Origin of the sequence: Methanospirillum sp. (genome assembly GCF_035560735.1) — an archaeon.
Classification (GTDB): domain Archaea; phylum Halobacteriota; class Methanomicrobia; order Methanomicrobiales; family Methanospirillaceae; genus Methanospirillum.
Window position 1 is genome coordinate 1 of record NZ_DATMYY010000119.1, and the last position, 23,947, is coordinate 23,947.

Sequence of the window (23,947 nt, forward strand, 5' to 3'; positions counted from 1 at the left end):
CCATGATAGGTATTATCAGCAAAACCTGATTCCTCTGTGTTTCAGGGCGACGGCTGATAATGAAACCCGGTGCTGTATCTTGCCTTTGGCCGGCATTCGGGCTGAGTGAATGGGGGTTAGCTGTGAACTAGGGTTCACCCGTTCATGGATGTGATCATGACTCGATGTGATTTGGGGTGTATGCGATGAGAGAAAAATTATTGATTGCCATGCTCCTGGCAGGATGCCTCCTGATGGCCTTTGTGCCTGGAGTCTCGGCTCAGACGTTCAATAACATCGACCAGAATGTCGTCATCAAAGAGGTCCTTCAGGGGCACACGATATTCTTCGGTGAAGAACATGTGGATGTGAGTGACTGCATGAACTATAATGGGACAGTCTTCCCGTATGCAGTAGCGCTCAATGTGGTACGAAACGTAACTGATGCCATAAAGATTGAAAATCCGAAAGACTTTACGCTGCCGACTGATAAGCCGGAGAATGACTGGTATCTCTCTCCTGATGGAGTAGTGCCATTCTATGCAGTGGATGGATCACCAGTCAAGGCATTTATCTCACAGGAGCCATCTCTCAAGTTCCATATCTGGAATGCAGATACGGACATGAAAGTTGAGAATGTTACCTATCGTGGAAATGTTGCCCGGTTTAAGTATGATGTCGAGACAAACCTCGATGACATAACCACCCGTCTGGATTACCCGAATGTCGGGTATTACATCAACATGTCGGTGATTGCTCCTGATGGTGAACAACTTCTTCAGCTGATGACTCTTGATACCCGCAGTGGAATTTCCAAGTACCTTCCTTTGACTGGTCTGAATGTAAACCCATCTGCAGGATGGATCTGGCCTGAGAACACTCAGCCTGGTGGCTCTATTGGCTGGTGGACTGGATGGCGTATTGCTGACACCGGACAGGAATCTGATTACCGGTATGGGCTTGGTTCTTACTCGGTCGTTGCCCTCTGTAACGTAAATAACATGTTCAAGAACCACCAGGTATCGACATACACCTGGCAGGAGAACACACTTACACTGCAGGCACGGCCGTTGAGTATCACCAGCACCACTCTGTCTGGCCGCGACAAATCTTTCACCGCAACAATAACCGGCCTCCCCAACACTGCATATCAGATTTTCATCTATGACCAGTGCCCAACCAAATTGACCGGAAAGATCTGTGATCGACCCCCCTTTATTTCAGGAGATCGGACACAACTTGCTACAAGTGGTATTGTTTTGGATCCTGATGGTGGAGCATATACAACCGGTCTTAAGTATGTGGTTGACTGTTGCACACAGAATACTACCATCAGGCAATTGGTCCCCTCAGGAGATGCCTTCCCATCAAAGGGTAATGCAGTTCTTGAATCAGGAACCCGGTATTATGCAAATGTTACGACTGGTCCACAGGGAACTGCAACTGTTCCGTTCTGGGTGGACACAACAGTAAACGCCAGTACCTATACCATCCAGGTTCAGGATATCAACTATCAGCAGAAGGCTGATACCACTGTGGCAGTCTCCAAAGGAGCAATCAGTGCATCAGCAATGACTGTCAATGGATCTGCCTCAAAATCCTTCTTTGTTGGAGATGAGATCAGGATCGAAGGTACCAATACAGACAGCAACATGACTTACATCTGGCTTACCGGCCCTGGTCTGGACCCCTGTGGAGTAAACCTCTATGATCCGACATCCTATAGTCCGGTAAGCGCTGTGGTGTTTGATTCCAAGAATGGGCAGACAAATTACTGGCGTATCGATCCTAACTGGGTAACCAACAATACACCTCTCGGACCGGGAGAGTATACAATCTGGATCGCAAGTGTAAATGCAGATGGACGGTTCTGCACCTGTAATGGTAACTCTTCAGGATCCTGCTCTATTGGAGGATGCCTTGGAGTGGCCTGTGAGCGTGGAGTCTGTGAACTGCAGAAATGTCCGGAATGTGGTGTCATCACATCCATCCCAATCACCCTGGTCAAACCAGATCTGACCGCAGAAGTGAACGATGTAACCCGCTGTTGTTGCCCAGGTTATCCATGTGGAACCCTCGGTGGCACTGAAGAGATCTTACTGAAAGGGCAGTCTGGCGGAAACAGCTGCAAGCAACTTCAGGTATGGCTCTTTGGGCAGAGCCAGTTTGGCACTAAGAATTACCTGCTTACCACCACTCCCCTCTACTGTGATTCAACATATTCCTTTGAACTGAATAAGGGACTGTTACAGGCGAATGGTATCGACCTCTGTCAACTCACACCTGGGACCTATGACCTGGTAGTTCAGGCTCCTGGAAATAACGGCATGTTCAATATCAGACTCGGCAATACCGAATCAAATGGTGATCGGTATGTGCTTACAACCATGCCTACACCAGACAGCAGGGCCTTCCAGATTGAAGGAAAGAATGCTCTCTATGGACGTGTTGCACTTAAGTCACTTCTTGACACCCTGAATCAGCCTGGTGTTGATGATATCTACGTTCACACCCAGTTCAATCTGTCAGAAAAGAAGTGTGAAGGAAATTATGATTTCTCAGCTGATCGGACCGAAGGGAACTCCCCACTTACCGTTCAGTTCAATGATACATCATACAAGCCTGGTGTTGCCTGGGCATGGTCAAGCAATGGCGTTCTCTTCTCAAATGAACAAAAGCCCAAGTACACGTTTACTACTCCAGGAAAATACACAATTAAGTTTGACGTTACTGATGAATCAGGGGTTGTCAAATCAGTCGTAAAAGAGAGTTATATTAATGTCCTCTCATCTCCGAGTGCTGATTTCGTATATTTCCCACAGTCTCCTGCAATCAACCAGGTAGTAAACTTCACTGATCAATCAACCGGCAGTCCAACTTCCTGGATGTGGAATTTCGGTGATGGAAGTACATCTTCACTCCAGTCTCCGGGTCATGCATATGCCTCAGCAGGGGTGTACAATGTCTCACTTGAGATCAGTACCCCATTCGGAATTGGGACGCCTGTCACAAAGCAGGTAACGGTTGTTCATGACAAACCCGCAGCCGACTTTGTTGGAACTCCGACTGAGTCTTCATATTATCCAGCGAGTGTGACCTTCACAGATCTTTCAACCGGTGTTGTTACCGCCTGGAACTGGCAGTTTATCACTGAGGGGAACGTTGTTGCCACATCTACTGAAAAGAATCCGAAGATTACCTTCAACAACCCAGGTGTATACACAGTAACGCTTACCATCACAAATAATGGTGGAACCAGCACTGTTACAAAGAAGGATTACATCACCATCGGAACAGGTAGTTACATCTATCTCAAGCCGGGTTACAACCACGTGTCAGTTCCACGTGAGGTTACCAACAGTTACAACACCTTAAGTAAGCTCTTTGCAGGTGTTGACAATGCAAGTGTGCCATATGCAATCTATGGTGCAGACAATGGTATGACCAACTGGACCAACGTGAGTGGTGATTACGCAGTGATCCCACAGGTTGCATATCGTGTCTACTCTACTGCAAATGTTACAATTCAGCCTGCTTACATTGCCAACAAACCCTACATACGTAACCTCTCTCAAGGGTGGGAAGGTATTGGTATCATGGCAATGCAGCCAACTGCAGCCAATGTAGCACTTTCCAGCCTTGGAGAAAAGTGGGACAAGGTACTGGCCTTTAACCCGACAACCCAGCGTTGGGAGTACCCGATTATCAGGGGTGTCGATGATGACAAGACCATGGATCCGACTGTCGGATATCTTATCCAGATGAACTCGGATGCCATGCTTACCGGTGAGGCATAAGATGACATCCATACTCAGACGAATAATGATCTGTGCCCTCCTCCTCCTGGTTATCGGGGGGGGAATGGCCGTATCTGCAGAGGAGATAAAGCAGGTACTTCCCGAGTTCCTTACCGGAACTGTCTATATTGGGAGTGCTAATGCTTCTCCTGGTCTTGTTGTTTCTGCAGATATAAAAGGAGTTGACGCAGGAACAGCAACCGTCATGTCAGATGGGATCTATGGTAGTGCTACCAGCCCGATGATGGTCCAGTCAGGTGCGAATGAATCTCTTAGGGGAGCAACTGTGACCTTCTGGCTCAATGGAGTTCAGGCAGAAGAGACAACCACCTACGAACCAGGAATTACTCTTCCATTAGATCTACATTTCCCAAAAGCAGCTCTTAGTTCTCTGAATGTTATTCCACAGGGAGGCGATGTCTTCCTTGGAGAAGAAGGTCTTGATGTAAGTCTCTTCCTGAATAATGGTGATACCATTGCCTGGTTCAGTGCAACATCTGATAAGGCCCTGACTGAACCTGCAGCAACCATCACCATCGATAATGCCAAGAGTTTCTTTATCGATCCTGCACAGTTCTCAAACAAACTGGGATACTGGTGGATCTGGAGTGGCTCAAAAGCCAAACAGGTTGCTTTCATCGTGAAAGATCCGGCTCTTGGAATGCGAATCTGGAACCAGAATGAAGATCAGGATATCACCAACGACGGTAGCAAGATTCCTGCCGGAAACATGGTGAACTTCCGTATTGAGACAAACCTATACTCTGCAATCACCCAGCGTGGTGCAAATCTTTCTGACTCACAGAAAGGGATCATCAATATGGTCGGTTCATCAAACACGACCCAGGTTACTTACCAGACCCTTCAGGGAACACTGGCCAATGTATCCGGACAGGACATCTCACTTAGAAAACTTGTTGTAAGCACAAATCCATGGTTCTGGCCAAAGAATGATAAGACTACATCTGGCTGGAACACCGGAGCACTTGCATCTGATGATTCACGTCTCTATCCAAATGGCGAGTACAAGTTCTACGCAGAAGTAAATCTCAACAACATCAAGAAGAACTACTCTGGCACAGCTGTTGGTCACTCTGTCTCATCTACCATGAGTGCAACACTCGTTGATGAGAGTATTGAAGTTGCAATTAACACGACCAGCATCACCCGTGGACACTCATTCTACGTCACCATCGGTGGAAAGCCAGGCAAGAAATACATCATATCAATCATGGAATGCCCGAACAGTACCAATAGTGTTACTGATTGTGGCGACCTGAAGATGAGTGGTGCAGCCTGTGAACGCCCGCCGATGATTGAGCCAAACCAGTCTGGAGTTGCAAACGGTAAGATCGTCTTTGATCCGGAAGCCGGAGCATTTACCATTGGTGAGACTGCTCTTGCACCTGACTGCTGTGGTAGAGCCAAGGTCATCAGGGACACTGTGCCAACCGATGACAAACCGAATGCGAAGGATGTACTGTATAACGGTGTGTATTACTATTCAGAGGTAACAACTGACGGCGACAATGATCCCTCACCTGGATACAGAACCGTGCAGTTTAATGCAGGTCCGGATGTTGCACCAGATCGCACATATCGTATCCATGTGCAGAATGTAGACTCTGATCCAAGCAAGGTTCTTACCGGCGACAGTCTGATCACAGTCAACAAGGGTGCCATCACCATGAGCATCAATGGCACTGCTCCGTTCTACCTTGGCGACTCGATTACCCTGTCAGGAACGAACACTGATTCATCCTTTGTCTATCTCTTCATGACCGGGTCCAACTGCCAGAACAAGTGTGGTAACGACCTGCTCTACATCAAGAAGGCAGATCCAGCAAACAATGTCGTTCAGCCGTTCCTTGACTCGATCAACTATGGCTGTATTGAGGAAGCAGAACAGTTTACTGCGATAAAGGTCCCGGTAAAGAGTGACGGAACCTGGAAGTACGTCTGGAAGACGGCTAACGTCCCCATTAACCCGGGAACCTACACCATTTATGCATCCAGCCTTCCAGTCAATGCATGCTGTGTTGAATGTGCATGCACCGCAGTGACAACTGCTGATATTACGCTTGATGAGCCCTGCTTTGCAGGAACGATCACACCAAAGGTAATTACAAAACCGATTGAGTGCTGTGCAAGCGGATGCAAAGCAACATCACTTGATGAGGTGTTGCTTGAAGGTTCTGCATGTGGATTCCCACATACTAGCAGTGGTAACAACACCACCAGCGAATTGAACATGTGGATCTTTGGTGAAAACAAGGTTGGAAATGACAAGTACATCAACGCCAAGATCCCGGTGTACAATGACGATACCTTCAAGGTCAACCTGCTCAACTACATCCAGTTCTGCGACCTGAAGCCCGGTAAGTACACCGTTGTGCTCCAGCACCCGATGTACAACCACAAGTTCGACCTTCTGAAAGAGACAGATGTCAGGTCAGCAGTCGATCCAAACCAGATCTGGATGGTTACCTCCTACCCGATTGAGTGGAGCAAACTCTTCCCACTTGATGGTCCGGGATACTACCAGGGAAGTCAGGCAGTTAGCGAGATCAAGAAGTATGACGAACAAAATCTGATCGATGATAAGTTCCTCTACCTCAACTTTACCCTCGTTGACAACCGTGTTCCGACTGCTGCATTCATCGGAAACCCGACATCCGGGAACAAGCCACTTGAAGTCCAGTTCACTGACAAGTCAACAGGAGACGATTTGACCTCCTGGAGCTGGGACTTTGGTGACAAGACCACTTCCACAGATCAGAATCCGAAACACACCTACAGTGAGGCTGGCAAGTACTCAGTCACTCTCACAGTGATGAATAACAACGGTGACAAAGATGCGGTAACAACCACCGATTACATCACGGTTAAGGATTCGAGTATCAATGCAGACTTCTCAGCTGCCCCCACATCAGGGGCAGCACCTCTCAAGGTCCAGTTCTCTGATAAGACAACAGGATCACCAACCAACTGGTTCTGGGACTTTGGTGACGGTTCTACCTCCACTGGTGTTCAAAATCCAGTCCATACGTATCAGTTCGGAGGAAAGTACACAGTAACCCTTACTGCAACACTTGGTGACGAGGTAGATCGCGAGGCTAAGAAGGATTATATCCAGGTTGCTGGCGGAGTGCAGCCAACTCTGACACCAGCTCCGATTGATCCCACCAACATCACCCTCTACAGTGGATGGAACTTTGTTTCAGTGGCCCGGACTCTCTCAGATTCAGCAAGCAATGCCAGTGATGTGTTTGGTAGAGTTCCAACCGGTGGGCATGCAATCTGGAGTTATGAACCTTTGAGCCAGTACTGGGATCAGGTTCTGACGAGCACAAAGATTCAGCCACTCTATGGGTACTGGGTCTACTCAGTATCACCAACCACAATTAACCTGACATTCAAGAACAATGTGGTTCAGACTCCGCCAACACGCAGTCTCCCGTCCGGCTGGGCAGCGGTAGGATTTACCGGAGCAACCCCGTCAACTGTTAAGGACACCTTCAGCTCTGTTAAGAGCTCATGGATCTATGCACGTGGATTTGACAACCAGCGGCAGCAGTGGGAACAGACCATGGTCAATGGTGGCCAGGGTGAGAACACCTATCTCTATCCGTCGAAGGGATACTGGCTCTACATGGAGACTCCCGGTACCCTTGCTGCAATCGGTGTGTGAGAAAAATGTCTGCAGTATCTGTAGCCTCACGGGCAGGCTTGGCTACAATACTCCTTTTTTCCCTGATAACAATTGCATTAGCCGGTGCTCCGGCACTTCCGTGTGAATTCTACGGAACGGTTACTATCGGGGGCAGCCCTGCCCCTGTGGGAACTATTGTTGTAGCAAAATTGGGAGACCAGGAGCGTGGCCAGTTTGTTCTTGAAAAAGATGGGACCCTTGGAGGGTCTGGCACTTTTGACAAACGTCTTAAAGTAGTTGCTGAGGATTCTGATCTTTCAGGTGGAACTCCTAAAGTATCGTTCTGGATTGATGGCCAGAAGGCATCACCTGAATCATCATTTACTCCAGGAACTAGTAACGAAGTAACATTATCACTTGGTGGTGATTCTGCAGCGGTTAAGGCAAGTGAGCCATCTGTATCTCCAGCACCGTCACCAGCAGCAAAACCAGTTCAGCAATCATCTGAACCAACTGTAAGGGTGACTGCTGTTCCGATTTCACTTCCACCCTCACCAGATCCATCGATTCCTGTAATGCCTTTACCTGAAAAGCAGCCAGTAACTCCTGGTGAGATCTCTGCAGATTTCAGTTCTGATATTCAGTCTGGATCAGCTCCTCTCACTGTCCACTTCAAAGATCTATCATCAGGCCAGCCAACGATGTGGTCATGGGATTTTGGTGATGGCAAAAGCGATATGATTGCTGATCCGGTTCACGCCTATGAAAAGGAGGGAACGTATACTGTCACCCTTACTGTATCTTCGCAGAATGGTGGAACCGATACCAAGACAAAGTCTGGATATATTACTGTTGCTAAAGAGGGTAAATTAGTCGCAGATTTTACTGCTGACCCTACAACCGGCAAGTCTCCACTCATGGTTCATTTCAGGGATACATCAAGTGGTATGCCCGGCTCATGGAAATGGGACTTTGGTGATGGACAGACTGATACAAAGAAGGATCCGATTCATCAGTATGATCAGCCTGGAACGTATACCGTCTCGCTCATGGTAAAGGATGCACATGGTGCAGAGAGTTCCAAGCAGAAAGATGCATACATAACAGTTTTAGTTCCTGGTGGGCTCGAAGCTGACTTCTCAGCTGAACCTACAAATGGTATTGCGCCACTCAATGTGAAGTTTACTGATAAATCACAAGGTTCACCCACACTCTGGTCATGGGATTTCGGGGATGGGAAGTCAGATCTGGTAGCAAATCCGGTTCATGTATTTGACAATCCAGGAAACTATACTGTTACCCTGACTGTAACCAACCAGGAAGGAGCAATTTCCACCAAAGTACTCAAAGAGTACGTCAAGGCAAAGGTTGAACCGACGCCGGTTCCGACACTGACTGTTGTTCCTGTACCGCAGGTGCCTGAAACCTTCTATGGCACTGTCGAACTCTATGGTCAACCTATCACAGTTGGTGGAACCGTCGAAGCCCGGGCAACCAGTTATAACATCAGTGGTCCTTATAACCCAATCAAGACAGCAAAAGGTGTTTTTGGAAAGACTGGGACATTCTCGCCTAAAATGCAGATTCAGGGAATTCCTGCAGGCACTGAATTGGAATTCTACGTTGCAGACGAGAGTTACAGCCAACTAAGGGCATATGTAAAATCAGAGAATGGAACACTTCTCTGGACGATTCCATATGAACCCGGGAAAGAGAAGAGTATTGATCTGGTAGCAACAGGACGCCAGCCTGATGTAATTCCAACAATCCCGGTAACACCAATACCGACAAGCAGTTGTCCTGGTGTTCCGTCAATCCCGATGACCTTCTCAGGTGATGTTCACATTACCACCGGTGATGAGTACCTCCTTGATAATAGTTCTTGTGAAAATTGTGATCCTAATGGAGCTGTTGGAACAGTTATTGAAGCACGTATTGATGGGTATGATGTGAGTGGGTCACAAAACCCAATCACTATGTCCTCTCTATCGTACTTCGGTGGTGGAAATAGCTCATGGTCAGATAAATTAGCTCTTCAGGGAAGGTGTGTTCCTGAAGGTTCCAACATTACGTTCTGGGTAATGGCTCCGAACTGGCAGGTTCCAGCCCCGGCCTTTATCCGTGATGGTTCAACTTTCATCCGTGATGTGACCTACGGGTCATCAACTGAAAACGAAGGTCTTCATTTGTGGGTCGGAGCAGTTCCCACAGTAAAACCGACTGTAACTCCAACACCGACTCCAGAGGCCTGGTCCCCGCAGAAGTTCTACGGTAAGGCTGAGTTTAACGGGTACCCGCTCAGGGTAGGTGACCGGGTTATGGCAACTACTGAAGGTGTTGACCTTAACAGTCCGACTAACCCAATCTCATCAGTACAGTTTGGTGAGTTCGGTGATCCGGGTGGCAATGAAATGCTCACAGTCGAGGTCCCCTATACAGCACTCAACCAGAGTGACCCAATTACCTTCTGGATCAAGCCCCAGGGCTTTGAGTACTGGTATAAGGCACGGGTTAAGAATCCGTTGTCAACCGACACCTGGAAACAGAGTTATCCATTTACACCAGGTTCAATTACGAACCTGCAGCTTACCTCAACGGATCGTGAGGAGTTCAGATACTTCTACGATATCGTAACAAATGTCAAAAATGTCATCATGCCTGATGACTATACCGGATGGTAAATCGGTAAAAGGCAGGGAATTAATTCCCAGTTTTTTTAGAGTGATTTTTATGTCATATATTGAAAACCGCATGGGTTGGATTCTGGTCATTTCAGGTTTTGTTATCCTGATGGCCTTCTGTATTGTACCTACAAGTGCATCTCCTCAGCTTCCCTGTGAATTTTATGGAAGCGTAACAAATGGGGGGACTCCAGCAGCTGTTGGAACAGAAATTACCGCGTATGTGAACGGTGTGAAACAGGGTAGCATCAAGGTAAAAGAGGCTGGCAAGTATGGAGGAACAGGAACCTTTGATGAGCGGTTGATTGTTCTTTCGGGAGAGAATGATTTTTCAGGCGGAGCACCGATGATCACCTTTAAGATTGGTGACACGGTTGCGGATCAGTCTGTCCAGTATACTCCGGGTACCAGTTCTGAAATGGCTCTGACATCTGGTGGAACTCCTGTTGTTGTGAAGGCACCTGGGGCATCACCATCTCAAGGTTCATCTCCTGTTACTCCAATGCAGGCACAGTCAACAGCCACTTCAACAACACCTGCTCCGGTTAGTACAGCAGCACCGGTATCAATGATGCAGGCAGGAACAACAGGAGCATCAGCAGCTGTAAAGACCGCTGGCCCGGTAATAACTGCTGTTCCAACATCCTCAGTACCAGCATCATCTGGTTCTCCCACAATCATGTCAGTTCCAGTCACAGGCAATTCAAGTTCAGCAACAGTTTTACCAGTGGTTACCACAGCACCGGTTAACATGACCACAGTAAAAACAGTTGCTCCCGTCTTTACTGCGAGCCCGACAGGATCAGTTCCTTCATCTTCATCTGCTTCGATTCTGTCGGTTCCAACCTCGATAAATAATAGTTCAAAGTCAGTGATCCCAGCAGTTACTGCAGTACCTGTAAATATGACTTTAGTCAGTACAGGTGCTCAGGTTATCACCGCAGTCCCGACAGCATCGGTTCCTGTTTCAACATCGCCATCAATTCTGTCAGTTTCAACACCGGTGAATAACACCTCTGCAACATCTGTACAGAAGACCGGAAATCAGACTATTTCTCCGGTAACACCGACAGCACTGGTGATTCCTGTTAAAACCGCAGCACCTGTTGTAACCACAGCTGGAAATCAGACAAATGTAACCACAAATACAACAGTACCTTCAAATCTCACGTCAGCAGTTTCATTCCCGTCAGGCCAGACTATCACCAAGTGAAGTCCTGGAACTAAACTTTTTTTGCTAATCTTAAAGATAGTATCTTACACCAGAACTTGGTAATCTAAAAAGAAAAAAGGTGAATAGCAGTTATTCGTCTGGGTCCTGGTAGTAATATTCGCCCTTGCCGATCTGTTCACGGTCCAGGAAAGATCCAGGTTTATTGATTCGTGGTCGTCCGCTCTTGTCCCGTCTGAATGTAACATTCAACTCTTTAAGGAACCGGTTCATACCCTCACGCATATCAAACGGTCCGGTTGCACGGCCTTCTACTCCAGGAGTTCCTTCAAAGACGAGAAGACGTTCACTGATGATGTCAATCACGTAGATGTCGTGATCAATTACCAGTACAGCTGCCTCTTTCCCTTCTATCCTCTGCCTGAATACCTTGGTAAGTTTCATCCGCTGCTCTACGTCAAGGTGTGCACTCGGCTCATCAAGCACATAGAGGTCAGCATCTCTGGAGAGACAGACTGCAATTGATACACGTTGAAGCTCACCACCTGACAGTGTGTTTAGCGGAGATTGAAGGATTGGTTCAAGTGAGAGCGGCTCGATGATATCATGTTGATATCTGCCAGAATCAAACGTCTTGGTTATCTGCCGTAGAGTAAATTCAACGGTGTCGGTTGAATCTGCCTTAACGTATTGTGGCTTATATGATATTCTGACGGTATCGGTCATCTCGCCGGTGTCAGGCTTGATTGTACCAGCAAGAAGCTGAGCAAAGGTTGACTTTCCTATACCGTTTGCTCCAACCACTCCGATAACTTCACCGGCCCTGATGTCACCACCATTTACCTGCAGTGAGAACCGATCAAACTTCTTTGACATGACCGGAATTTGCATGAGTTGGCTCTTTTTGGCACCCTCATCATGGGTCCTGATTTCGAAGGTGACCGGGTAATCACGAATCCTGACATTCTCTTCAGCAAGGAACCCTTCAAGGTACTGATTAATACCTATTCTGACTCCTTTTGGTCTGGTGATGATACCAAAGACAGCAGGTTTGCCGTATGCGACATGAACAGTATCGGCAAGCATGTCCAGAATTGCAATGTCGTGCTCAATAAGCACGATTGGCTTTTGTTCTGCAAGTTCCCTGATAACCTGGGCTGCAGCCATCCGCTGGTGAATATCAAGGAATGGTGTTACCTCATCAAGGAAGTAGAAGTCTGCTTCGCGAGCGAGAGCAGCGGTGAGTGCAACCCGCTGGAGTTCACCACCTGAAAGAAGTCTGATGTTCTGATCAAGCACACCGGTCAGAGAGAGTTTCTCAATATAGTGTGGGAGCATTCCCCGTTCATCGGTAGTTTTCAGAAGATCTCTAACGAGTCCGTTGAATACCTTTGGAATCACATCGATGTACTGGGGCTTGACTGATACCTTCACTCCACCTTTTGAGAGTAACTGAAGGTACTCAAAAAGTTCTGTACCGGTGTACTTCTTGAGGATAGACTCCCATTTAGCCTCTTCATCGAAGAATCCCATGTTCGGGATGAGCTGGCCTGAGAGAATCATCACTGAAGTTGATTTTCCTATACCGTTTGCACCAAGAACACCGGTCACCTTTCCCTGAATCGGTGCCGGCATTCCATAAAGTACGAAACTATTGGGCCCGTACCGATGTGTCGGATATTCGAGTTCCTCAGGAAGGGTGATGATATCGATGGCTTCAAACGGACATTTCTTTACGCAGATACCGCACCCGACACAAAGCTCTTCGGAGATGAACGCCTTTCCTTCTTCATCAAGAATGATGGTCTCATCACCGGTCCGTACCCGGGGACAGTAAAGGATACATTCGCTGCCACATTTTCGTGAATGGCAGCGATCTTTATGAACTACCGCTATTCGCATATGTTATCAGGCTACTTGCATGGCAGTGCCGGAGAGGAGGATCGTCCAGGTCACGAACCAGAATGAAAAAGTCATAAAACCCTGGTAAAACCAGTCTTTCTTCTCGAGGGTGTATCGAAGCCGCAATACCATAAAGACATGTTTCTGTATCATAATGGCAGCGATAAGAACTAGGATTGCAAATATTCCTGAGCTTGACCCGGCTGACTGTGTTGCCATTCCTTCAAACACAAAACAGATTAGTCCTGCGAAGAATCCTGCAACAACAGCGATGATCGTCCGGATAATGCGCCCGGTATAGTCGTCAGGTTCAGGAACTGATACAGGCGCGGCATCTATTGATTCCGGAGCAGTCTGAAGCGATTCTTCCGTCATTCGGGTACCCACTTGTCCTACTTTTTTAGTCTTGAGTCCATATGTAAGTTAGTATTATATGGCAACTCAGCAGGGTATGAGTGGCGTGGATCTCGTTGCGGTAACTGCCGAGCTGCGGCGATTATTACCGCTCTGGGTCCATAAGGTGTACTTGGGAGAAGACCGGATCGCTGCCATCCGGATGAATACAAAGGAGAGGGAGAAGCGAACACTTCTGATAGAGCCTGGAAGAAGGCTCCACTTGGTTCCTGAAGTTCCTGAGTTTCCAATAATTCCTCCGGCCTTTGCCATGCTGCTGCGCAAGTATCTTGTCGGTGGTAGAATTCTTGACATCAGGCAGCGTGGATTGCAAAGGACTGTAATCATAGACATCCAGAAGTCTGACCAGGTATACCACCTGATCATCGAAGCTTTTGATGTTGGAAATATCATCCTCTGCAATGAGGATTATTCGATAGTTCAGCCACTGACCAGGCAGAAGTTTAAAGATCGTGATGTTCTTCCTGGCATTGTCTATTCATTTCCTCCGCATGATGTCAGCCTGCAGACCCGTGATGAATATATTGCCATGCTTAAGGCAGATGATCGCGACATCGTCAGGGCCCTCGCGGTTGGATCATTTCTTGGAGGAATGTATGCCGAGCAGGTATGCCGGACAGCAGGTATTCCCAAAGAGACCCCTGCTGCTGAGGTTGATGGTGGGATTGTGTATGATGCGATTCATGCACTTTTAGCTGAAGCACAAGACCATCCTGCTGCGGTGATTACAAAGAGCGGGTGTCACCCGGTGATCACTGCTGATCCTACTCTGCAGGGTCCGTATCCGACATTCAGCGATGCACTTGTTGTCTACTATCCTAAAAAGGTCAGAGAGATCAAAGAGGCAAAGCCAAAGATCTCGCGAGAGGAACGTATCAGGCGTCAGCAGGAAGAGTCTGTTAAGAAGTTTGAGCGACAGATAAAGCGGTACGAAGAGATCGTAGAGAAGATCTATGAGGAGTACTCGTTTGTGCAGGAGGTCATCACCACTTTGAGTGCCGCATCAAAGATGAGATCCTGGCAGGAGATTGAAGATATTCTCAAAGCAGATACCCAGGGTGTTGGGAAGCGGATAAAGCTGGTTTTTCCTGCAGAAGCAGCAGTGGATCTGGATCTTGGGATACTGGTTAAGATTTTTGTTCATGATACGGTTGAGCAGAATGCCGGCCGCAATTATGACCAGATCAAGAAGTTCAAGAAGAAACTTACCGGTGCAAAGGCTGCAATGGAACGACAGATCCAGCAACCAGTAAGAAAGGCTGCTGGCTACAGCAAACCCAAGAACAAATGGTTTCACCGGTTCCGCTGGTTTTATACCTCTGATGGTATCCTGGTTATCGGAGGCCGCGATGCAGGCCAAAACGAGGACCTTGTCAAGAAGTACCTTGAAGGAGGGGACACTTTTCTCCATGCAGATATTCATGGAGCCAGTGTGGTTGTCGTGAAAGGGAAGACCGAATGCTGGGATGAGGTCTCCCGGTTTGCAGCCGCCTACTCTGGTGCATGGCGCTCCGGATTCGGTACCGCTGATGTATATGCTGCCCGACCTGATCAGGTTTCAAAGACAGCTGAATCTGGTGAATATCTCTCCCGGGGTTCTTTTGTGGTCAGGGGTGAGAGGCAGTGGTTCAAGTCTGTCCCCCTTGAAATCGCGATAGGGCTGCAGAAGAAACCAGAAACCAGGATCATCGGAGGACCTACAAGTGCTGTGCAGAATCGGACCGACTTCTTCCTGATGCTTTCACCCGGAACCTTCGAGCCAAACGATGTGGCAAAAAAAGTTGTGCGGGTTCTTCGGGACCGGCTTCCGATGTCTGAACAGAAAGCGCTCAAGTTTGCACTCAACACCGAATCGATTGCTGCCTTTGTCCCACCGGGTGGCTCTGACATCAGGGAAGAGGTAAAGGATGCCTGACATGAGAGGGGCATGAAGGCAGATATCGGTGAAATGCAGCGCTCCTTCGGAGAGATTAAACTCTTTCCCGAGTCATCGGATGATCTCTGGCATCTGAAACACCTGGTAATCCCTGGTTGTCTTGTCTTTGCAACAACCCTGCGCAGTGTTGAAGGGGCAACCGATAAGATTCGTCCAGAAAAGCAGGAGAAGCGTCCGGTACGACTTGGTATCAGGGTCGAGCAGGTTGAGTTTCATGAGTATGCGATACGCCTGCGGGTCTTTGGTCTCATTGAACAAGGAGTAGATGAGGGCTCGCATCATACCCTGAACCTTGAACCCGGGTATGAGATCTCGGTTATCAGAACCTGGTTTCAGACAGACCTTGACCGGATAGACCGTGCAGTGAAGAGTGCAGGTGCAGAGGCTGTTCACATCCTGGCTATCGAGGAGGGTGATGCAGAGCTCTACCGGATGCACAGTTATGGGCCGCGTCAGATCTTTTCCCTCACAGCCGGGAGCGGAAAAGGCATGGAATGCAGCACCAGGCAGGATTTGTATGATGCTGTCATTGCAGTACTTGAACCGGTGATAGGTCCGCTCGTCATCGCAGGTCCCGGATTTATCAAAGAGGACTTTGCACGAAGACTCAAAGCCCTCCAACCGAACCGTGCAGGTGCTCTTCTTGTCATTGAGACCAGGCGAAGTGGCAGAGGAGCGGTACAGGAAGTTATCGGGCAGGGTGTGCTTGAGAAACTCACCGGTGATCTGCAGCTTGCACGGGAAGTCAGATTTCTTGATGAACTCATGGCCAGGATCGCTAAAGGTGAGCCAGTAGCATACGGTATGCAGGAGGTTTCTGATGGTGTAAAGTTCGGGGCAACAGAGACGCTCCTCATTGCTGATACAGGTCTTCACAACCCAGATGTGACAGCCCTGGTTAGTGAAGCAGAAGCTATGAGGGCGGACGTGGTGATCCTTTCAACTGAATTTGAGCCTGGTCAGCGGCTAGAGAAACTTGGCGGTGTTGCTGCCCTGCTCAGGTACCCGATATCATAGTTGCACATCTGGTAAGACTGGATGTCAGAATGACAAAACCAGTTCAACCGGGCAGTGATCTGAACCCATCACATCACTTCGTATCAGTGAGGCTTCCACGTTTTTTCTCATTAGTTCATTTACAAAAAAGTAGTCTATACGCCAGCCGACATTACGTGAGCGTGCCCTGGTTTTGTAATCCCACCAGGTATAATGACCACCTTCGGTCTCAAAGAGTCTGAAGGTATCGATGAATCCTGCCTGCATCAATTCATCAAGCCATCTGCGTTCAACTGGGAGAAATCCAGAAACGTTCTCGTTCTCTTTTGGTCTCGCAAGATCAACTGGATGATGTGCCGTATTCACATCTCCGCAGATGACTATTCGTTCACCGGCTGCGCTGCGTTCTTTAACATGATTCAGGAATGCGTCATAGAACCTGAGTTTGAATACAAGCCGTTCTTCTGATGCTCCCCCATTTGGAAAATAAATCGTGTAAAGTGTGAACTCGGGGTACCTGGCAACGATTGTCCGACCTTCGTGGTCAAATTCATCGTGACCAAATCCGTATGAGATCTTCTCTGGTTCCCTTCTGGTATAGAGTGCAACCCCGCTGTATCCTTTTCGCTCAGCCGGATTCAAATAAAAAAAGTAGTCACCTATCCGCCCAAGGCCTGGTGGCAGGCTTTTTGCATCAACCTTGGTCTCTTGTAGCCCACAGATATCCGGCTTATCGTCAATGAGAAAATCAGGAAATGTTTTGCTATCCAGGATCTCCTTACCTGCGATTGCACGAAGTCCGTTCACGTTCCATGAGAGAATCCTGTATCTGGTCATTGATATATTTAGAAAATTTTGTATTATCCGATTCCAAACTCGCGAAGTGCTCTGACGCTGTTGTATGCACCCCGGTAGGTTGGGACATCTACAACTCCCTGGGCACCGTGGGCGTACATGGCAGTGGCAATCGTGCTGAAGTTGATAGATCCTTTGCCTATCTCCTGATGTTCTTCAGAGATGCCTTTGCAGTCATACAGATACATGTACCTGCTTGCCCCGTCATGCAGGAACTGGGGGAGGCATCCGTTTACATGGGCATGCCCAATATCCAGTGCAAGGGGTACCTGGCTGACCATCCCAAGATCCTCAGGTGTTCTGAGCAGATAATTAGCCCATCGCCCGGTATTTCTGATCAGGAACCTGACCCCATACTCATCGGCTGCCTGGATCAGATCCCTACTCGACCGCGAGAGTTGTTTGCGTGCCTGTGCAAACTCTGAAAGCGATGTCAGGTATCCAGGGTTCACGATGACATCAGCATTTACTTCAGCTGCTAATGTAAATCGCTCTATAACAACAGCAACGGATGCCTGCCTGACCGGTTCAAGAATACTTGACAGGTTGATATCAAGCTGAGGAAGCCTTATAGAGTACCGGTACGGAAACGACTCAAGAAGGCTTACCGAAGGGATACGATGTACTCCCCCATCAATTATCTCGACTCCCCTGGTAAGCGATCCCAGATTCTCAAGCGTAACCTCAAGTGGAGAATCCTTTAAACAACGGGTGGATATCCAGAGCATAATCTATGTGCAGGTATCAGCTAGGGTGACTGCCCACCGAGTACCTTTCTCCTGATGTTTTATGTGATCTTCAGGTATCAATCTGTTTCGTATTTATTCTGACAATTGAGTCCGGGGATCCTGCACCGTATCTTTTTTCCGTAGTGATCTGCAACATAGTACACATGGCATTAAACAAGGACTCAACAATCCTTGAAGTTCTTCAGGAAAAACCTGATGCCGGGGCAGTTTTTGCACGGTTTGGCATGGGCTGCGTTGGATGTGCAATCAGCCGTGGCGAAACTGTCAGCGAGGCTGCTGCCGTTCATGGCATTCCTCTTGCAGACCTTCTCACTGCCCTCGGTATCGAGGCATAACTCTTTTTTTAAGTTCCTAGCGTGAGTTACAGTCCGTTACGAATAGAGCGATTTATCGGGTGGTATCTAAAAAAGGTGGTACCTGAAATAATTTTACAGGTAACCGAAGGACTTGAGGACGACATCAGGATTGACTGCCCCAACATGGTACACCTTGCCTTCAGTCAGTTCATTGATTGTGACTTCGGCTGGTGAGAAGAGTGAGGTGTCGATCTGGTAGAAATCAAAGTTTGCTTCCTTGAATATCTCGTAGAATGGCTTGCCGTATCCCTTTGACTTGTTGCTTGGAATCTTGTCAAGGTAATCCTTGATCTCCGGTGCCTTCATGGTGAGGTTGATCTGACCATGGTAGATGGTTGCATCATTGGTAGTGCCCATCGCCTTGGTAGCATCTGCCTTTACCGGTGGGATTGGTGCACAGCCGATTGCTGCTGTGATCTTCTTGGTATCAAAGCCGAGTTCATTCAGCTTGTAGATTGCAGTCTCAACGCAGCGCCCTGAAACCTGGATGGAACCGACAATGGATGCGGTTGGTGCGACAACTGCACAGAGGTTCTCAACCTCGATGCCACATTCCTTAGCGATCTTTTCCATGACTTCGCCGTTTGGCAGGTGGTCTGACTCAAGTGCGATGACTGCATCGTCGCTCTCATCTTCATACCCGATGACCTCAAAGGTGTGCTTTGGCTTGAGTGCAAGTGCACGTGCAGGACCTGAACCCATTGCAAAGTAGTTGTTTACCTTTACTGTCCATCCGGCCTTCTGTGCGCCAAGACAGGAGATCGCAGGAAAGTCAGTGCTGACTTCGATGAATGGCATCGGCACATCCTTGATCTGCCCCATCCTGAAGTTGACCTCTCCAAGACCTCCCATACAGATCTCAGTAAATGCTCGACCTGCTGCATATCCTCCGGCTACAGACACACCACAGTCCACAATCTTGGCACCATTGTCAAGTTCATGGTATGCGACATTAAAATCTTCAGAATAGTTTGCGAGATTATCGAATATCTCAAGAGCTAATTCATTAACACTTATCACGTTCGAACCCCCATGGAGTACACTTACATCTGGGATGGAAGGGTATTGAAGACTTCGATTCCCTCTTTGTACGCCCTTTTATAGATATAAAAGAATTTTATCAGGATCGTAACGGAGATTGATCAGGCGTGTCCGTCCTCTTCCTTCCTTGAACTGAAGATTAAGCAGGCGGAGGCTGTCCAGTTTCTGGACCATCTCATAAAAGGATGTGTATCCAATTTTCAGGTCCTTTTTTGCAACCTCGAAGAGATCGCCGGTTGTAAGCTGCTCATCAGCCTTGGATGCCTTTGCAATCAGTTTTATCAGATCTTTTTCATCTGAACTTAAGGATTTGAGGCTGTACTGGAGGTGGACATATTTTGAAACTTTATATGCTTCTCTGATATGCTCTCTGCTGATCTCACGTTCTGCTGCCATCTCTGCATTTAGTGCAGAGCGTTTCAGCATATCAATCCCGACCCTGAGATCTCCTGCTGCCATCGTATGGGCAGCAATGATTCTGAGCATCTCATCAGGGAGGACACCTGGATAAAATCCCTGCAGTACCCGTTCACGAAGGATGTTAAAGATTTCAGCCTCTGCATAAGGAGGGAAGTAGATCTCAGTTGGGGAGAACACTGACCTGACACGGCTGTCGATCTCGCGGGAGAGATCAACCTCCATATCTGAAATGATAACGATAACTCCGACCCTCGTCCCGGGGTATGCCTCATGAGATCTGAGAAGGATGTAGAGAATCTTGTTGAGTTCATTCTCAACAAGCAGATAGTTTGCATCATCAAGGGCAACAACCACAACCCGGTTCTGTTCCACCATTGACTGTGCAATAGACTCAAAGACCCTTTTGAATGAGTTTCCTGCAGCTGAAGGGCCATGTCCTGTGAGTTTTTTGTATATCTCTGAAAGAATTGAGAAGCGTGTATTTTCTATCTGACAGTTTACCTGAACAGGGACCATCATGGAATCAATGTCATCGATATCGGAGAAGATCTTCCTTACTGATGTGGTCTTTCCAGTTCCGGGTGTTCCCTTGATGATGGCGTTAAGTGGTCTTCCTCCTTTCAGTCCAGGTTTGAGCAGGAACGAGAGTTCGCGCATCTGGTTTTCACGATAATTGAACTGATCCGGAATATAATCGATCTCAAAAACATCGGGGTCCCGGAAGAGGGTCTCGTCCCACATCAGTAAACTCTTCTTCGGCATTGCTTCCCCTTTATATAACGGCCGGTTATTTGTGAGAATGAGGCCGGTGTTGATGACTTATTGGAGGCAGGATGACTAGATTCTGTCGGTTAAATTTGATTATTGGATACGTTTCTATCTGTTTTTCTCATGAGAGGAGCAGAGGGATAAGGTCTGTCCCTTTCATCGCTCCAAAGCCGCCAGATACAGCTTCACTCTCTGAGAATCTTGTACATCCGTCTGTTTTTATCCCTCTGATTGCAAAGGGGACCGGATCCATGGTGTGTGTCTTCAACCGTATCGGGGTTGGATGATCAGGAAGAACTGCAATCCTTCCATCAAACTCCTGCATGATGGTGCCAAGCATGGTATCTACCCGCTCGATTGCAAGGATTTTCTCTTTTAAATCTCCCATGTGACCAGCCTCGTCAGGAGCCTCGACATGGAGATAAAGAAAGTCTAGATGCTTGAGCGCATCTATCGCGTACCGGGCCTTTGCATTATAATCAGTGTCAAGAAATCCTGTTGCACCAGGCACCCGTATGATCTCCATTCCTGCATATTTTGCGATACCGTTGAGGAGATCCACTGCTGAAATCATCCCACCAGAAATTCCCCATCTTTCTGAAAAGTGTGATATATCCGGTCTCTTACCGCTACTCCAGGGCCAGATATGTGTCACCGGTTTTTTACCTGCAGCAATTCGTTCACGGTTCACCGGGTGATCAGCAAAAACTCTGTTACTGGTCTCCATGAGGGTAAGAATAAATTCACTATCTGGTCCTTTCGGCAACCAGGTCTCGATCTCCTGATCTGCAATATCATGGGGTGGTGTAGACTCAACTCCGCCTCCATTCGGGATGACCATCAGGTTACGGTAACTTACACCAGGGTAGAAGATAGCCTTGTGTTGATCGGTACGTATGAGTTCTTCGTTCAGGCTCTCGAGTAGTGCTGCCCCTTCTGCACTGCTGATGTGTCCGGCAGAGAAGTCTGTCATCACTCCGTTTGTGATGGTGACAAGGTTGCACCGGTATGCCATATCAGCAGGTCCGAGATCGATGCCCATACTTGCAGCCTCAAGAGCTCCTCTTCCCGTGTAGCAGGTTTTCACATCATATCCGAGCACACCCAGATTTGCGATATCACTTCCCGGCTGATACCCGTCAGGAACGGTTTTGAGCAGACCCATAGCCCCTTCCCGTACAATCTGATCCATAAACGGCGTTTCAGCCACTTCAAGAGGTGTCTTTCCCCCGAGCTCCGCGATCGGTTCATCTGCCATACCGTCCCCGAGGACGATCAGATACTTCATTCCTGCCCCGAAAGAGCTGCCCTTACTGCCAGCCTGACGCTCTCATGACTGCCAATCGTTGGTGTGTATCCGAGAGATTTGAGTTTTTCAACCGAGAGCTGCATCTTTGGAACATCTCCGACCCAGCCCCGGCTTCCTCCGGTGTACTTGTATGAAACTCCGGAAAGACCAGCTTCCTGAATTAGGACATCTGCAATGGTAGTCACATCTATCCAGTCCTCAGACCCGATGTTGTATGTGTTCACCTGATCATTGGCGTGAGCAATTACGTATGAGATTGCTGCAACACAGGCAGTCACCTCAAGGTATGATTTTGTCTGTTTTCCGTCCCCAAGGATCTCAAGTTCTTTCGGATTTGCCCTGAGTTTTTTAATAAAGTCGGTTATAACTCCGTGACCGCTTCGCGGACCGATGATGTTGGCGAACCTGAATATGTACCCCTTTACTCCAAAGCTGTGGCAGTATGCTGATATCAGGGCTTCACAGGCGAGTTTTGCTGCACCATACACTGATACCGGTTCCATTGGGGTGTAGGTTTCAGGTGTCGGGATGATGGTTGCTTCTCCATACACGGTGGAAGTAGATGTGAAGACGACTTCTGGTATTTTGTGAAATCTGATCGCTTCGAGCACCCGATGGGTTGCGATGATAGTATTGTTGAGCTGTGCATCGGGAGTTACCGCACTCTCCCGTACATCAGGATCTGCTGCGATATGCCATACCCGGTCTGCTCCTGCACATGCATCCTGCCATCCAGGTTCAAGCAAATTTGCCCTGACAAATGTGACTGCCCCTGAATCAAGGTGTCTGCTTATGAAACGCAGGTCTCCGGCAAGGAGGGCATCGATCACCACAACCTCATCTCCCTGCGCTACAAGGTGATCAACTATATGAGAACCGATGAATCCGGCTCCGCCGGTTACGATACTACGCATTCATACAAATATTCCTCTCCTTCTACCTAAGCGTAAGCCATGTTCATCGGGATCGATCACGGAACAACAGCCATGCGGTTTGCAGGAGCGGATGCCTGTTTTAAAATACCGCGTAAGGAAGCGACCGGGTTTAACATGACCGATCTCGCACGCCTCACTCCTTATAATACTCTGGATGATATTGAAGGAATTGCAGTAACCTATTCAATGGGAGACAACTTTTCGGCAATTACCAGCATCCAGAATCTGACAAACCGGGGCCTAGTGAGTCGGGAGGGCGCTGGTGAACATACGGGTGGAGGTACCCGGGTATTTGATGAGGTTAAGAAAAGTGGTATTCCTGCAGTAGCCATTCCCGGGCTTCACCGTGGTTCTCCCACAGATCCCAGATTCAAGGCATATTCCCATCAGGCAAGTCCTGAAAAGATTGGGATTGCGTATGAAGTGACCCGGCATCTGGGGCCTGACTGTATTGTTTGTGATATCAGCTCCAATACTGTTTCATTGCTGGTAAAAGATGGACGTATCGTCGGAGGTTTTGATGCCTGTCTCTTTGCCCCCGGCAGGGTTCACGGGGCACTTGATCTGGATGCAATCAGGGCAGTTGACAACCGCACTATCTCTGCAAACGATGCATTTCTCCAGGCAGGTGTAGGAAAAACATTGACTGAAGATCAGCAGATCCCTGCCCTTGCCATGTTTGCAGCAATGGAATGTGCATCTCTCGCCCTATTAGCGCCAGGAGCCCCGGTTGCCCTCTGTGGAAGTTTAGCAGAGGCAGTGGAACCGGGAGTGACCCAGCTTCTTGGCACCCGGCCTCTTGTGCTGGATGAGTGGACTGCAGCCCGTGGCCTGTCTGCCATCGCAGAAGCGGTCTTCAAGAAACGTGTGCCAGATATTTTGGGTATTACCATAGATCTGGGCATGGATCATGTTTGATCAGTTATTGAAATATAATTACGAAATATCAGCCAACCTGTGATTCTACTGTTAAAGATCCATTATCC

16 protein-coding genes are annotated in these 23,947 nt (G+C 48.1%); 8 read left to right on the forward strand and 8 right to left on the reverse strand.

The genetic code is table 11. From position 1 onward, the window contains the following. Positions 1–185 precede the first annotated feature (185 nt). Genes VN429_RS03675 through VN429_RS03690 form a run of 4 tightly spaced genes read left to right on the forward strand, consistent with a single transcriptional unit; the run spans position 186 to position 11,322 of the window. The gene (locus tag VN429_RS03675; protein ID WP_325629909.1) at positions 186–3,776 is read left to right on the forward strand and encodes a PKD domain-containing protein; all 3,591 of its coding nucleotides are present in this window, start codon (positions 186–188) and stop codon (positions 3,774–3,776) included. 1 nt (position 3,777) lies between these two features. Continuing rightward, complete coding sequence (locus VN429_RS03680; RefSeq protein WP_325629910.1) at positions 3,778–7,467, forward strand: DUF3821 domain-containing protein; 3,690 nt, start codon at positions 3,778–3,780, stop codon at positions 7,465–7,467. A 5-nt stretch (positions 7,468–7,472) separates the two neighbouring features. After that, the gene (locus VN429_RS03685; RefSeq protein ID WP_325629911.1) at positions 7,473–10,109 is read left to right on the forward strand and encodes a PKD domain-containing protein; all 2,637 of its coding nucleotides are present in this window, start codon (positions 7,473–7,475) and stop codon (positions 10,107–10,109) included. Between the two features lie 49 nt (positions 10,110–10,158). Further along, the gene (locus VN429_RS03690) at positions 10,159–11,322 is read left to right on the forward strand and encodes a hypothetical protein (RefSeq protein WP_325629912.1); all 1,164 of its coding nucleotides are present in this window, start codon (positions 10,159–10,161) and stop codon (positions 11,320–11,322) included. Between the two features lie 90 nt (positions 11,323–11,412). Here the strand turns inward: VN429_RS03690 and VN429_RS03695 are convergent, their stop codons facing one another. Both VN429_RS03695 and VN429_RS03700 read right to left on the reverse strand, forming a co-directional pair. After that, the gene (locus VN429_RS03695; protein ID WP_325629913.1) at positions 11,413–13,182 is read right to left on the reverse strand and encodes a ribosome biogenesis/translation initiation ATPase RLI; all 1,770 of its coding nucleotides are present in this window, start codon (positions 13,180–13,182) and stop codon (positions 11,413–11,415) included. 6 nt (positions 13,183–13,188) lie between these two features. Further along, the gene (locus VN429_RS03700; RefSeq protein ID WP_325629914.1) at positions 13,189–13,557 is read right to left on the reverse strand and encodes an EMC6-like membrane protein; all 369 of its coding nucleotides are present in this window, start codon (positions 13,555–13,557) and stop codon (positions 13,189–13,191) included. 58 nt (positions 13,558–13,615) lie between these two features. Here VN429_RS03700 and rqcH point away from each other — a divergent pair, with 58 nt between their 5' ends. Then, positions 13,616–15,511, forward strand: a complete 1,896-nt coding sequence (gene rqcH, locus VN429_RS03705; RefSeq protein WP_325629915.1) for a ribosome rescue protein RqcH — start codon at positions 13,616–13,618, stop codon at positions 15,509–15,511. A gap of 12 nt (positions 15,512–15,523) precedes the next feature. Continuing rightward, entirely contained in the window at positions 15,524–16,549 is a 1,026-nt protein-coding gene (locus VN429_RS03710; protein ID WP_325629916.1) for an mRNA surveillance protein pelota, read from the forward strand. A 24-nt stretch (positions 16,550–16,573) separates the two neighbouring features. Here VN429_RS03710 and VN429_RS03715 read toward each other — a convergent pair whose 3' ends face one another. Next, on the reverse strand, positions 16,574–17,365 hold the full coding sequence (locus VN429_RS03715; RefSeq protein WP_325629918.1) for an exodeoxyribonuclease III: 792 nt from the start codon (positions 17,363–17,365) through the stop codon (positions 16,574–16,576). Between the two features lie 23 nt (positions 17,366–17,388). Beyond that, positions 17,389–18,111 (reverse strand): TIM barrel protein, encoded by a 723-nt coding sequence (locus VN429_RS03720; protein ID WP_325629920.1) that lies wholly within the window; start codon positions 18,109–18,111, stop codon positions 17,389–17,391. A 164-nt stretch (positions 18,112–18,275) separates the two neighbouring features. Between VN429_RS03720 and VN429_RS03725 the strand changes: the two genes are divergently transcribed. Then, positions 18,276–18,467 (forward strand): DUF1858 domain-containing protein, encoded by a 192-nt coding sequence (locus VN429_RS03725; RefSeq protein WP_109967991.1) that lies wholly within the window; start codon positions 18,276–18,278, stop codon positions 18,465–18,467. A 93-nt stretch (positions 18,468–18,560) separates the two neighbouring features. Here VN429_RS03725 and mch read toward each other — a convergent pair whose 3' ends face one another. The 4 genes from mch to VN429_RS03745 all read right to left on the reverse strand — a co-directional run bounded on the left by mch (position 18,561) and on the right by VN429_RS03745 (position 22,940). Continuing rightward, positions 18,561–19,508: a methenyltetrahydromethanopterin cyclohydrolase gene (gene mch, locus VN429_RS03730; protein ID WP_325629925.1), complete on the reverse strand. Its 948-nt coding sequence runs from the start codon at positions 19,506–19,508 to the stop codon at positions 18,561–18,563. 78 nt (positions 19,509–19,586) lie between these two features. Further along, positions 19,587–20,711 carry an ORC1-type DNA replication protein gene (locus VN429_RS03735; protein ID WP_325629926.1) on the reverse strand — a complete coding sequence of 375 codons (1,125 nt, stop codon included), beginning with the start codon at positions 20,709–20,711 and terminating at the stop codon, positions 19,587–19,589. A gap of 127 nt (positions 20,712–20,838) precedes the next feature. Next, positions 20,839–22,005, reverse strand: a complete 1,167-nt coding sequence (locus VN429_RS03740; RefSeq protein ID WP_325629928.1) for a cofactor-independent phosphoglycerate mutase — start codon at positions 22,003–22,005, stop codon at positions 20,839–20,841. Beyond that, the gene (locus tag VN429_RS03745) at positions 22,002–22,940 is read right to left on the reverse strand and encodes an NAD-dependent epimerase/dehydratase family protein (protein WP_325629930.1); all 939 of its coding nucleotides are present in this window, start codon (positions 22,938–22,940) and stop codon (positions 22,002–22,004) included. The genes VN429_RS03740 and VN429_RS03745 overlap by 4 nt, the downstream gene beginning before the upstream one ends. A gap of 39 nt (positions 22,941–22,979) precedes the next feature. Here VN429_RS03745 and VN429_RS03750 point away from each other — a divergent pair, with 39 nt between their 5' ends. Further along, entirely contained in the window at positions 22,980–23,879 is a 900-nt protein-coding gene (locus VN429_RS03750; protein ID WP_325629935.1) for a methanogenesis marker 12 protein, read from the forward strand. Positions 23,880–23,947: the final 68 nt, after the last annotated feature.